Genomic DNA, 11710 nt, shown 5'->3' with positions numbered 1-11710 from the left:
CGGGAGGGCGGGCGAGGCCCGCCCGGGGCGGCCGGTCAGTTCATGACGGCCATGGCGAGGGCCCGGCGGGCGCGCATCGAGGCGCGCTCGGCGCGGCGCTGCATGCGCCGGGCCGCGGCCAGCCGGGTGGCCCGCCTCTCGGTCTCGGCCTCCCTCAGTCGCTCGTGCATATGGGCACGGGCCAGGGCTTCTGGGATGAGTTGCATTTCGAGGTTCCTGTTCTGGCGCGAGGCGGTCGCGCGGGCAGTGTCACGGAGGGGGAATTCGGGGCCGAAGGGTTCGGCGGAGGGGCGGTGCATCGTCGGATCCTGCTTCTTGGGGTCGTGCGTGGTGGGGCGGTCGATGGTGCCGAAGGCGTTCATGCGGCGACCGGGTTCTTGCGCGGACGGCCACGGGGCCGCTTGCGGGCCACCACGACGCCCTGGACGAAGAGCTCGCCGCCCCAGACGCCCCACGGCTCGCGGCGGTCCAGGGCGCCGGCGAGGCAGGCCTCGCGCAGCGGGCAGGTCCGGCAGAGCGACTTGGCGTACTCCACGTCCGCGGGGGACTCGGCGAAGAAGACCTCCGGGTCGTAGCTGCGGCAGGGGACGGGGGTGCCCAGGTTCTCGATCGCGTCGTCGAGGTCGGACAGGGCGGTGAGGGGGGTCAAGGTGTCCTCCGTGGGGACGGGCGGGGGGATCAGGTCGGTCGCTACTGACGGGGTGTGTGCCTTGAGTTGCACGGTGTCTGTTTCCTCGTCTGTCTTCCGGCTCGTGGCCGGGCTGGTTCCCCTCGGCGAGGGGGCAAACAAAAGGGCCGCGGATCCCGGTGTGGGTTCCGCGGCCCTGGAAGGTGCCGACCTGATCATGCCGATCAGGCTGGATCTCTCCAGGGTTCGAGCCCACGGAAGGCCCACATCGTGTGGTGCTGCGTGCTGACGGATCCGGCGCCGTTGGTCGTCGCCGCAAGGGCATAGGCCTGGGCCTGTGCCGTTGCTGCTGCCTCTACCGCGGACGCCTTGGTCGGTCGCTCATTGATCAGGGAGGTTTCGTTGGTCAGGGCGGAGCCGTTGACCGGAGCGAAACCGGCGCCGGACAGACCGGTGCCCTGGAACGAACCGAAGGAGAAGCCGAGCGGACGGGCGGCGATGACCGGGCGATCGGTCATTTTGTTGCTGGTCTTGAAGCTGATCATTGGTCTCGCCTCCTCTCGGCGTCGTCGGGGACCTGTCGGGACAGGTCCGGGCTTTTCGGTTCGGTACAGCCGGTTCAGTACAGCACGGATCCCACGGCTCCCGGAAGAGCCGTTGTCTCCGTGCTCGGAAGGCTATGGGCAGGCCGTCCGCGTGCGCAAACTATTTTTCCGGAGATTCTTCGGATGTGTCGTGGGACGCATCTTCCGACGTCAGGTCATGTCCTGCGCACAGTGCGAGGACGTCCGCGCCGAACGAGCCGAGCTTGCGTCCTCCCACCCCTGAGATGCGCGCGAGCTCCGCTTCGGTTCCCGGAACGGCCTCCGCGATCGCGAGGAGCGTCTTGTCGGTGAAGATGCAGTAGGCGGGCTGGCCCAGCCGGCCGGCCTCGGCCGCGCGCCAGTCGCGCAGCCGCTCGTAGAGCGCCTCGTCGAGCTCGGAGGGGCAGTCCTCGCAGCGCATGAGCTTGATCTCGCCCGCGTCGGTCAGGGTGCGGCCGCAGACCCGGCAGCGGGCGGAGCCCCGCTTGCGGCGGCGCTCCGGGCCGCGCTCGACGCCCCCGGAAGCGCCGCGGGACCCCGGGCCGGTGCGGACCGCCGCGGAGCCCGGCCGCAGGCCGTTCAGGAAGCGGGTGGGGCGCCGGGAGGGGCGGCCGCCGGGCGTCCGGGAGAGCGCCCAGGACAGGGAGAGGTGGCGGCGGGCCCGGGTGACGCCCACGTAGAGGAGGCGCCGCTCCTCCTCGATCTGCTCGTCCGTCCTGGCGTATGTGATCGGCATCATGCCCTCGGCGAGGCCGACGAGGAACACGGCGTCCCACTCCAGGCCCTTGGCGGCGTGAAGTGAGGCGAGGGTCACACCTTCGACGGTGGGGGCGTGCTGGGCGCTCGCGCGCTCGTCGAGCTCGGCCACGAGGTCGGCGAGGGTCGCCGCGGGCCGGGCCCGGACGAAATCCTCGGCGAGGCGCACGAGGGCGGCGAGGGATTCCCAGCGGTCGCGGACCGCGCCCGAGCCGGCGGGCGGCTCGGGCGTCCAGCCGCGGGTGCCCAGGACGGCCCGCACCTGGGAGGGGACGTCATCGGCACCGGCGAGCTGGGAGTCGGCGCCGCCGGCCCGGGCGGCGCCGCGCAGCAGCAGCCCGGCCTCGCGCACCTCGGGCCGCTCGAAGAACCGCTCGGCGCCGCGCAGCTGGTAGGGCACGCCGGCGTCGGCGAGGGCCTGTTCGTAGACCTCGGACTGGGCGTTGATGCGGAAGAGGACCGCGATCTCGCTCGCGGGCACCCCGGAGTCGATGAGGTCCCGGACGCGGCGGGCGGTGCCCTCGGCCTCGGCGGGCTCGTCCGCGTATTCGCCGTAGACGGGCTCGGGGCCGGGCTCGCGCTGGGAGACCAGCGCGAGGCGGTGTTCCGCGGCCCGGCCGCGGGCCTGGGAGAGCAGGCCGTTGGCGAGGTGGACGACCTGGGGGGTCGAGCGGTAGTCCCGGACGAGCTTGACGACCGTGGCGTGGGGATGGCGGATGCGGAAGTTCAGCAGGTGGTCGGGGGTGGCGCCGGTGAACGAATAGATCGTCTGGCTGGCGTCGCCGACGACGCAGAGGCTGTCGCGGTCGCCCAGCCACAGCTCCAGCAGGCGCTGCTGGAGCGGGCTGACGTCCTGGTACTCGTCGACGACGAAGTGCTGGTACTGGCGGCGGACGGTCTCGGCGATGTCGTGCCGGTCCTGCAGGACGCCGACGGTGAGCAGCAGCACGTCCTCGAAGTCGATCACACCGCGGTCGCGCTTGAGCGCCTCGTAGCCCGCGTAGATGCGGGCGATCTCGGCGGGGTCGCGCGGGGCCTCGCGGCCCGCCTTGGCCCTGGCCGCCGGATAGTCCTCGGGGACGGTCTGGGTGACCTTCGCCCACTCGATCTCACCGGTGACGTCGCGCAGCTCGGTGCGGTCGAGGCGGACCTTGCAGCGGGCGGCGGCCTCCGCGACGATCTGGACCTTCCGCTCGGCCAGCCGGGGCAGCTCCCCGCCGACGGCCTTGGGCCAGAAGTACTGCAGCTGGCGCAGGGCGGCCGAGTGGAACGTGCGGGCCTGGACGCCGCCCGCGCCGAGCTGGCGGAGCCGGCCGCGCATCTCCCCCGCGGCGCGGTTGGTGAACGTGACGGCGAGCACGCTGGAGGGCTGGAGCACGCCGGAGCGGACGCCGTAGGCGATGCGGTGGGTGATCGCGCGGGTCTTGCCCGTGCCGGCGCCGGCCAGCACGCACACCGGGCCGCCGAGGGCCGTCGCCACCTCGCGCTGCTCGGGGTCGAGCCCGTCGAGCACCGCGTCCGGGGAGTCCGGAACCGGCGGGAAGAGGGTGGAGTGCGTTGCTGCTGTCACCCCGCCATGCTGCCAGGTCCGGCGGGGCGACCGGGAACGCCGTCCACAGGGGTGACGCGGTAGTCGTACGAATACGGGAATGGCTGCGGGTAGGTGCACGTTCTACCACCGGAACAACACCCGGATCGGTACCCGCGGCACGACCAGGGGGCGGACCGGAACCACCACCGAGAGAAGGGCACGAGGTCGAATGTCGGGCACCGTGACGATGTACAGCACCACCTGGTGCGGCTACTGCCGCCGGCTGAAGAGCCAGCTGGACCGCGAGGGAATCGCCTACAACGAGATCAACATCGAGCTCGACGCCGAGTCGGCGGCCTTCGTGGAGAAGGCGAACGACGGCAACCAGACGGTCCCGACGGTCCTGGTGACCCCCCTCAGCGGTGCGGCGCCGGTCACCATGACCAACCCGTCCCTGGCCCAGGTCAAGCAGGCCCTCGCGTCCTGACGCCGCGCTCGCTGCGAGCACACCGGCCGGAAGGGCCCCGGTCCGCGGACCGGGGCCTTCGCCGTGTCCGTCAGGGCTGGCCCTGCGGCAGCGGCTCGCCGTACCAGAGCTCCAGCAGGCGGGCCGCGATCGAGATGCCCGTCGGCGGCAGGACCTCCCCGGTGGCGAAGGCCTCCCGGAGCTCCTCGCGCGAGAACCAGCGCGCCTCGTGGATCTCCTCGCCGTCCACCTGGATCTCGCGGGACGTGGCCCGCGCCATGAAGCCCAGCATCAGGCTGGACGGGAACGGCCAGGGCTGGCTCGCGACGTACTCCACGTCCCCGACGACGACGCCCGCCTCCTCGGCGACCTCGCGCCGCACCGCCTGCTCCAGCGACTCGCCCGGCTCGACGAAGCCCGCGAGGGTGGAGAAGCGGCCCTCGGGCCAGTGCATCTGGCGGCCGAGCAGTGCGCGGTCGTCCTCGTCGGTGACCAGCATGATCACGGCCGGGTCGGTGCGCGGGTAGTGCTCGGCGCCGCAGGCCGGGCAGCGGCGGATGTGGCCGGCGGCCGCGACGACCGTGCGCTCGCCGCAGCGCGAGCAGAAGCGGTGCAGCCGCTGCCAGTTCTCCAGGGCGACCGCGTGGACCATCAGCCCGGCGTCGCGCGGCGAGAGCAGCAGGCCCGCCTCGCGCAGCCCGGCGGGGCGCGCGGACTGGTCCATCCGCCCCGGCAGGGCGTCCTTCTGCAGCGCGAAGTAGGCGATGCCGTCCGCGTCCTGGCCGAGGAAGTAGCGGTGGGTCTCGGTGACGGGGGCCTCGAAGGCCGGGGTCATGACGAGCTCGGTGCGGCCGTCCGGGGTGTCGTCGATCAGCGCCTGCCCGCCGGAGACCACGAAGACCCTCGTGGAGGGGTGGCTCCAGGCCGCGGCGAGCCACGCCTCGTCCAGGCGGTGGTGGGCGGCGCGGTCGATGCCGCTCACGCCGGTGAGGGTGATCGGCCGGGCGGCCGTGTGCTCGGTCCAGGTGGTCACTGCTGCTTCCAACTCCCCCTGCGAATTCCTGCGATGGTCGTCTGTGCGGTGCGCGGGCTAGCCGGCGCACCCGGCGCCGGGCCCCTGCGGCGCCGTGCGGGAGCCGTCCGCCTCCGCGAGGTCGGCCCACAGGTGGGCGGCGGTCTCGACGCCCTTCATCAGCAGGTCGAGCTCGACCTTCTCGTTCGGGGCGTGCCAGCCGTCCGAGGGCACCGAGATGCCGAGGAAGAGAACCGGCACGCCGAGCACGTCCTGCAGGTCGGCGGCGGGGCCGGAGCCGCCCTCGCGGGTGAAGCGGACCTTGGTGCCGAAGGCGCGCTCCATGGACCGCACGACCGACTTCAGGTACGGGTGGTCCAGGGGGGTCAGGCAGGGGCGGGTGGCGCCCCAGAAGGTGATCTCGTGGCGGATGCCGTCCGGGAGCGTGTCGGCGACCCACCGGCGCACGGCCTCCTGGACGCGGCCGGTGTCCTGGCCCGCCACGAGCCGGAACGACAGCTTCAGCTGGGCGGTGGAGGGGACGATCGTCTTCCCGCCGGGGCCCTGGTAGCCGCCGCCGATGCCGTTGACCTCGGCGGTGGGGCGGGCCCAGATGCGCTCCAGCGTGCTGTAGCCGGCCTCGCCCAGCGTGGCGTGCGAGTGGGCGGTGCGCAGCCACTGCTCCTCGTCGAAGGGCAGCTCGGCGAAGAGCTCGCGTTCGCGGTCGGTGAGCTCGGCGACGCCGTCGTAGAAGCCGGGGATCGCGACGCGCAGGTCCTCGTCGTGGAGGGCGGCGGCGAGCCGGGCGGCCTCCATGGCGGGGTTGGGCACCGCGCCGCCGAAGGAGCCGGAGTGGATGTCCTGGCCGGGGCCGTAGAGGTCGATCTGGCAGTCGGCGAGGCCGCGCATGCCGGTGCAGACGGTGGGGGTGTCCGCGGACCACATGCCGGTGTCCGAGACGATCACCGTGTCGCAGGCGAGGCGGCCGGCGTGGGCGCGGACGAGCTCGGCGAAGTGCTCCGAGCCGGACTCCTCCTCGCCCTCGATGAGGAGCTTGAGGCTGACCGCGGGGGCCGTACGGCCGGTGGCGGCGAGGTGGGCGCGGACGCCGAGGGTGTGGAAGAACACCTGGCCCTTGTCGTCGGCGGCGCCGCGGGCGTACAGCTTGCCGTCCTTGACGACGGGCTCGAAGGGCTCGGTGTGCCAGCCGTCCTCGCGGGCGGCGGGCTGGACGTCGTGGTGGCCGTAGACCAGGACGGTGGGCGCGCCCTCGTCGCCCGAGGGCCACTCGGCGAACACCGCCGGGGCGCCGTCGGTCTCCCAGACCTCCGCGACCGGGAAGCCCGTCTCGCGGAGCTTCGCGGCCAGCCACTCGGCGCTGCGGCGCACGTCTCCGGCGCGCGCGGGGTCGGCCGAGACCGAGGGGATGCGGAGCCACTCGACGAGGTCGTCGAGGAAGGCGGCGCGGTGGCCTTCGATAAACGCGCGGACGGCGCTGTCCGGAGTCTCGCTCATGGCATCGAGCCTATCCGGACACGCATCGTGACCATGACCGGCCCGGCGTCCGCCCTGGTCATCCGGGCTCTCCCAGCAGGAGCCGTTCGAGCCCGGCGCGGTCGGGGAGGCCGGGCGGGCGGACGGTCTCGCCGTCGCGCACGTAGACGAACGCGGCGGTCACGGAGGACAGCGGCAGGCCGTGCTGCTCGGCCCAGGCGACGCGGTAGATCGCGAGCTGCAGCGGGTCGGCGTCGTGGGCGCGGCTCGTCTTCCAGTCGACGATCTCGTACGTGTCGCCCTCGGGGCCGCGCTCGCGGTAGACGGCGTCGATGCGGCCGCGGACGACGCGGCCCGCGAGGGTGAGCTGGACGGGAACCTCGGTGCGGTGGGGCACGCGGCGGGCGTACGGGGTGCGCTCGAAGGCCTCCTTGAGGGCGGCGAGCTCCTGCTCGTCGGCGATCTCGGGGCCGGGGCCGTCGTCGTCGAGGCCGACGAGCTGCCCGCCGCCGCGCCCACGCGGGTCACCGTGCGGGTCCCGCCCCGCCCCGGTTGCGGCGACTTCGCCACCAACGTCGCCCTGCGCGTGGCCCAGGACACCGGCCGGCCCGCCCGCGAGGTCGCCGAGGTGCTCCGCAAGCGGCTGGCCGCGGAGCCGGGGATCGCCCGCGTCGAGATCGCCGGGCCCGGCTTCCTCAACATCACCCTTGAGGGGAACTCCTACGTCCAGCTCGTACGGGACGCCCTCGATCCGCCGGCCGCCGCCGAGCCGCTGCCCCTGCCCGATCCCGGCCACGAGCTCCCCGCCCTCCTCGCCCGCCTCGGTTCCGACGCCGCCCGCTGGAGCCTCCTGTGGCCCCCCGGCGCGGACCGCGCCGAGTTCCTCGTCCAGCGCGAGCACAACCCCCTCTTCCGGGTGCGCTACGCCCACGCCCGTACGCAGCGGCTGCTGCGCAACGCCCGCGACCTCGGCTTCCGGTCCGAGGCGGCCGAGCCGGCCGAGTACGAGCACCCCGCCGCCGCCCCGCTTTTTGCCGCCCTCGCCGACCACCGCCGCGTCCGCGCCGCCCGCGACCCCCGGCGCCTCGCCCGGCACCTCGACCGCACCGCCGGCGCCTTCCTGACCTGGCAGGCCGACCGCGCCGTCCTGCCCCTCGGTGACGAGAAACCCTCGGCCGTCCACCGCGCCCGCCTGGCCCTCGCCGAGGCCACGGGCAACGTGCTGGCCGACGGCCTCCACCAGCTCGGCATCACCGCACCCGCACACCTCTGAGGGGATCAGAGACCATGAGCCGTTCCGCCCACCCCGCCGGGCCCCGCTACGCCGACGTCCTGCCCGAGGGCCACTACACCCCGCCGCCCGCCGACCTCAACGCCCTCGACCCGAAGGTGTGGTCCCGCACCGTGGCGCGCGACGAGCACGGCGTCGTGACCGTCGGCGGCATCCCCGTCACCCGTCTCGCCGAGGAGTTCGGCACCCCCGCCTACTTCCTGGACGAGACCGACTTCCGGGAGCGGTGCCGCGCCTGGCGGGACGCCTTCGGCGACGAGGCGGACGTCTTCTACGCCGGGAAGGCGTTCCTCTCCCGCGCCGTCGTGCGGTGGCTGCACGAGGAGGGGCTCAACCTCGACGTCTGCTCCGCCGGTGAGCTCGCCACCGCCCTCGACGCCGGCATGCCCGCCGAGCGCATCGCCCTGCACGGCAACAACAAGAGCACCGAAGAGATCACCCGCGCCGTCGAGGCCGGCGTCGGCCGGATCGTCCTCGACTCCTTCCAGGAGATCGTGCGCGTCGCCCACATCGCCGAGCGGCTCGGCAAGCGGCAGCGCGTCCAGATCCGGATCACGGTCGGCGTCGAGGCGCACACTCACGAGTTCATCGCCACTGCCCACGAGGACCAGAAGTTCGGGCTCGCGCTCGCCGGCGGCCAGGCCGCCGAGGCGGTCCGGCGCGCCCTCAAGCTCGACGGGCTCGAACTCGTCGGCATCCACTCCCACATCGGCTCGCAGATCTTCGACACCTCCGGCTTCGAGGTCGCGGCCCACCGGGTCGTCGGGCTGCTGGCCCGCATCCGCGACGAGCACGGCGTCGAGCTCCCCGAGATCGACCTCGGCGGCGGCCTCGGCATCGCCTACACCTCCGACGACGACCCGCGCGACCCGAAGGAGATCGCCGCCGCCCTGCGCGAGATCGTCACCCGCGAGTGCGCGGCGGCCGGGCTCGCGGTGCCGCGGATCTCCGTCGAGCCGGGGCGCGCCATCGTCGGCCCCACCGCCTTCACCCTCTACGAGGTCGGCACGGTCAAGGAGCTGCCGGGCCTGCGCACGTACGTCAGCGTCGACGGCGGCATGTCGGACAACATCCGCACCGCGCTCTACGACGCGGAGTACAGCGTCGCGCTGGTCTCCCGGACGTCGGCGGCCGCCCCGATGCTCTCGCGCGTCGTCGGCAAGCACTGCGAATCCGGTGACATCGTCGTCCGCGACGCCTTCCTCCCCGCCGACCTGGCCCCGGGCGACCTGCTCGCGGTGCCGGCCACCGGCGCCTACTGCCGCTCGATGGCCAGCAACTACAACCACGCGCTGCGGCCGCCGGTCGTGGCCGTGGCCGACGGCGCGGCCCGGGTGATCGTCCGGCGCGAGACCGAAGAGGACCTCTTCCGTCTCGACGTCGGCTGACAGAAGAACCAGGCAAGAGCACGCAATGCCGCAGCAACGCTGACGGAAACAAAGGTCTCGGATACTGGACAGCGGAGGGAAACCTCCGTCCGGTGAGTGAGACTGGTGCACAACCCAAGATGTACGAGGCCGTATCGATGAAAAGCAGGGGTCGGATGATGCGTACGCGTCCGCTGAAAGTGGCGCTGCTGGGCTGTGGAGTGGTCGGCTCTGAAGTGGCGCGCATCATGACGACGCACGCGGACGACCTTACGGCGCGCATCGGCGCGCCCGTCGAGCTCGCGGGCATCGCCGTCCGCCGGCCCGGCCGCGTCCGCGCCGGGGTGCCCGAGGAGCTCATCACCACCGACGCCACCGCGCTCGTCAAACGCGACGACATCGACGTGGTCGTCGAGGTCATCGGCGGCATCGAGCCGGCCCGCACGCTGATCACCACCGCGTTCGAGCACGGCGCCAGCGTCGTCTCGGCGAACAAGGCCCTGCTCGCCCAGGACGGCGCCGCCCTGCACGCCGCCGCCGAGCAGCACGGCGTGGACCTCTACTACGAGGCCGCCGTGGCCGGCGCCATCCCGCTGGTCCGGCCGCTGCGCGAGTCCCTCGCCGGCGACAAGGTCAACCGCGTGCTCGGCATCGTCAACGGCACTACCAACTTCATCCTCGACAAGATGGACTCCAGCGGCGCGGGCTACTCCGAGGCGCTGGACGAGGCCACCGCCCTGGGGTACGCGGAGGCGGACCCGACCGCCGACGTCGAGGGCTTCGACGCCGCCGCGAAGGCCGCGATCCTCGCCGGGATCGCCTTCCACACCCGGGTCCGGCTCGACGACGTCTACCGCGAGGGCATGACGGAGGTCACCGCCGCGGACTTCGCATCCGCAAAGGAGATGGGCTGCACCATCAAGCTGCTGGCCATCTGCGAGCGGGCCGCCGACGGCCGGTCGGTCACCGCGCGCGTCCACCCCGCGATGATCCCGCTGAGCCACCCGCTCGCCTCCGTGCGCGAGGCGTACAACGCGGTCTTCATCGAGGCCGACGCGGCCGGCCAGCTGATGTTCTACGGCCCCGGCGCCGGCGGCTCGCCGACCGCCTCCGCGGTCCTCGGCGACCTCGTCGCCGTCTGCCGCAACAAGGTCGCCGAGGCCACCGGTCCCGGCGAGTCCGCCTACACACGGCTGCCGGTGAGCACGATGGGCGAGGTGGTCACGCGCTACCACATCAGCCTCGACGTGGCCGACAAGCCCGGCGTGCTGGCCCAGGTGGCCACCGTCTTCGCCGAGCACGGCGTGTCCATCGACACGGTCCGCCAGCAGGGCAAGGACGGCGAGGCCTCCCTCGTCGTCGTCACCCACCGGGCCGCCGACGCCGCCCTGTCGGCGACGGTCGAGGCGCTGCGCAAGCTGGACACGGTCCGCGGTGTCGCGAGCATCATGCGGGTTGAAGGGGAGTAACAAAAGCAATGTTCAAGCAAACCCACCAGTGGCGCGGCATCATCGAGGAGTACCGCGACCGCCTTCCGGTCTCCGCGGACACCCCGGTGGTCACCCTCCGCGAGGGCGGCACGCCGCTCGTCCCCGCCCAGGTGCTCTCCGAGCGCACGGGCTGTGAGGTCCACCTCAAGGTCGAGGGCGCGAACCCCACCGGTTCCTTCAAGGACCGCGGCATGACCATGGCCATCACGCGGGCGAAGGAGGAGGGCGCGAAGGCCGTCATCTGCGCCTCCACCGGCAACACCTCCGCCTCGGCCGCGGCCTACGCCGTACGGGCCGGCATGGTCTGCGCCGTCCTCGTCCCGCAGGGCAAGATCGCCCTCGGCAAGATGGGCCAGGCCCTGGTCCACGGCGCCCGCATCCTGCAGGTCGACGGCAACTTCGACGACTGCCTGACGCTGGCCCGCGGCCTCTCCGAGCAGTACCCGGTGGCGCTGGTCAACTCGGTCAACCCGGTGCGCATCGAGGGCCAGAAGACCGCCGCGTTCGAGATCGTCGACGCGCTCGGCGACGCCCCCGACATCCACGTCCTCCCCGTCGGCAACGCCGGCAACATCACCGCCTACTGGCGCGGTTACCGGGAGTACGCCGCGGACGGGATCGCCTCCCGCACGCCCCGGATGTGGGGCTTCCAGGCCTCCGGTTCGGCGCCGATCGTGCGCGGCGAGCCGGTCAAGGACCCGCACACCATCGCCACCGCGATCCGTATCGGCAACCCCGCGTCCTGGCAGTTCGCCGAGCAGGCGCGGGACGAATCGGGCGGTCTCATCGACGAGGTGACCGACCGCCAGATTCTGGCCGCGTACCGGCTGTTGGCCTCGCAGGAGGGCGTCTTCGTCGAGCCCGCCTCCGCCGCGAGCGTCGCGGGGCTGCTCAAGGCCGCGGAGCTGGGTCTGGTCGACCGCGGTCAGCGGATCGTCTGTACGGTCACGGGCAACGGGCTCAAGGATCCGGACTGGGCGGTTGCGGGGGCGCCGCAGCCGGTGACTGTGCCGGTGGATGCGGCGGCTGCTGCGCAGCGGCTGGGTCTCGTCTGACGTTTACGTTGCCGGCCCGGCCTTTACGTGCCGGGC

11 protein-coding genes and 1 pseudogene are annotated in these 11710 nt (G+C 73.0%); 5 read left to right on the top strand and 7 right to left on the bottom strand.

Annotated elements, in window-relative coordinates; genetic code table 11:
• Nucleotides 1–35: 35 nt before the first annotated feature.
• The 4 genes from ACSNOH_RS28870 to ACSNOH_RS28855 all read right to left on the bottom strand — a co-directional run bounded on the left by ACSNOH_RS28870 (nt 36) and on the right by ACSNOH_RS28855 (nt 3538).
• Nucleotides 36–362: a hypothetical protein gene (locus ACSNOH_RS28870; protein WP_436724380.1), complete on the bottom strand. Its 327-nt coding sequence runs from the start codon at nt 360–362 to the stop codon at nt 36–38.
• A complete protein-coding gene (locus ACSNOH_RS28865; protein ID WP_436724379.1) occupies nt 359–721 on the bottom strand; it encodes a WhiB family transcriptional regulator in 363 nt (120 codons plus the stop codon). The genes ACSNOH_RS28870 and ACSNOH_RS28865 overlap by 4 nt, the downstream gene beginning before the upstream one ends.
• Nucleotides 722–852: 131 nt before the next feature.
• Entirely contained in the window at nt 853–1173 is a 321-nt protein-coding gene (locus ACSNOH_RS28860; protein ID WP_436724378.1) for a hypothetical protein, read from the bottom strand.
• Nucleotides 1174–1333: 160 nt separating this feature from the next.
• Nucleotides 1334–3538 carry an ATP-dependent DNA helicase UvrD2 gene (locus ACSNOH_RS28855; RefSeq protein ID WP_436724377.1) on the bottom strand — a complete coding sequence of 735 codons (2205 nt, stop codon included), beginning with the start codon at nt 3536–3538 and terminating at the stop codon, nt 1334–1336.
• 190 nt (nt 3539–3728) lie between these two features.
• Between ACSNOH_RS28855 and ACSNOH_RS28850 the strand changes: the two genes are divergently transcribed.
• Complete coding sequence (locus ACSNOH_RS28850; RefSeq protein ID WP_436724376.1) at nt 3729–3986, top strand: glutaredoxin domain-containing protein; 258 nt, start codon at nt 3729–3731, stop codon at nt 3984–3986.
• A 70-nt stretch (nt 3987–4056) separates the two neighbouring features.
• Here the strand turns inward: ACSNOH_RS28850 and nudC are convergent, their stop codons facing one another.
• From nudC to ACSNOH_RS28835, 3 genes and pseudogenes are all read right to left on the bottom strand, one after another.
• Nucleotides 4057–4998 (bottom strand): NAD(+) diphosphatase, encoded by a 942-nt coding sequence (gene nudC / locus ACSNOH_RS28845; RefSeq protein WP_436724375.1) that lies wholly within the window; start codon nt 4996–4998, stop codon nt 4057–4059.
• Between the two features lie 57 nt (nt 4999–5055).
• Nucleotides 5056–6492, bottom strand: a complete 1437-nt coding sequence (locus ACSNOH_RS28840; protein WP_436724374.1) for a dipeptidase — start codon at nt 6490–6492, stop codon at nt 5056–5058.
• Nucleotides 6493–6550: 58 nt separating this feature from the next.
• Nucleotides 6551–6946 (bottom strand): annotated as a pseudogene (locus ACSNOH_RS28835) (PD-(D/E)XK nuclease family protein); the annotation flags it as partial.
• Between ACSNOH_RS28835 and ACSNOH_RS28830 the strand changes: the two are divergent.
• The 4 genes from ACSNOH_RS28830 (at nt 6860) to thrC (ending at nt 11674) form a co-directional block, all read left to right on the top strand.
• The gene (locus ACSNOH_RS28830; protein WP_436724381.1) at nt 6860–7744 is read left to right on the top strand and encodes a DALR anticodon-binding domain-containing protein; all 885 of its coding nucleotides are present in this window, start codon (nt 6860–6862) and stop codon (nt 7742–7744) included. The pseudogene ACSNOH_RS28835 and the gene ACSNOH_RS28830 overlap by 87 nt on opposite strands.
• A gap of 14 nt (nt 7745–7758) precedes the next feature.
• Complete coding sequence (lysA, locus tag ACSNOH_RS28825) at nt 7759–9150, top strand: diaminopimelate decarboxylase (RefSeq protein WP_436724373.1); 1392 nt, start codon at nt 7759–7761, stop codon at nt 9148–9150.
• 155 nt (nt 9151–9305) lie between these two features.
• Nucleotides 9306–10598, top strand: coding sequence for a homoserine dehydrogenase (locus ACSNOH_RS28820; RefSeq protein ID WP_436724372.1), 1293 nt, complete (start codon nt 9306–9308; stop codon nt 10596–10598).
• Nucleotides 10599–10606: 8 nt separating this feature from the next.
• Nucleotides 10607–11674 carry a threonine synthase gene (gene thrC, locus ACSNOH_RS28815; protein ID WP_436724371.1) on the top strand — a complete coding sequence of 356 codons (1068 nt, stop codon included), beginning with the start codon at nt 10607–10609 and terminating at the stop codon, nt 11672–11674.
• Nucleotides 11675–11710 lie beyond the last annotated feature (36 nt).

The sequence above is a fragment of the Streptomyces sp. URMC 127 genome, assembly GCF_051386535.1.
In the GTDB taxonomy this organism is placed as follows: domain Bacteria; phylum Actinomycetota; class Actinomycetes; order Streptomycetales; family Streptomycetaceae; genus Streptomyces.
Note: the sequence above shows the minus strand (reverse complement) of the source record. Positions and strands in the feature narration are given on the sequence as shown.

Excerpts from the sequence above, each read along its gene's own strand:
- ACSNOH_RS28840 (WP_436724374.1), bottom strand. The coding sequence starts at position 6,492 with ATGAGCGAGACTCCGGACAGCGCCGTCCGCGCGTTTATCGAAGGCCAC.
- ACSNOH_RS28870 (WP_436724380.1), bottom strand. The coding sequence starts at position 362 with ATGAACGCCTTCGGCACCATCGACCGCCCCACCACGCACGACCCCAAG.
- ACSNOH_RS28860 (WP_436724378.1), bottom strand. The coding sequence starts at position 1,173 with ATGATCAGCTTCAAGACCAGCAACAAAATGACCGATCGCCCGGTCATC.
- ACSNOH_RS28850 (WP_436724376.1), top strand. The coding sequence starts at position 3,729 with ATGTCGGGCACCGTGACGATGTACAGCACCACCTGGTGCGGCTACTGC.
- lysA (WP_436724373.1), top strand. The coding sequence starts at position 7,759 with ATGAGCCGTTCCGCCCACCCCGCCGGGCCCCGCTACGCCGACGTCCTG.
- thrC (WP_436724371.1), top strand. The coding sequence starts at position 10,607 with ATGTTCAAGCAAACCCACCAGTGGCGCGGCATCATCGAGGAGTACCGC.
- ACSNOH_RS28820 (WP_436724372.1), top strand. The coding sequence starts at position 9,306 with ATGATGCGTACGCGTCCGCTGAAAGTGGCGCTGCTGGGCTGTGGAGTG.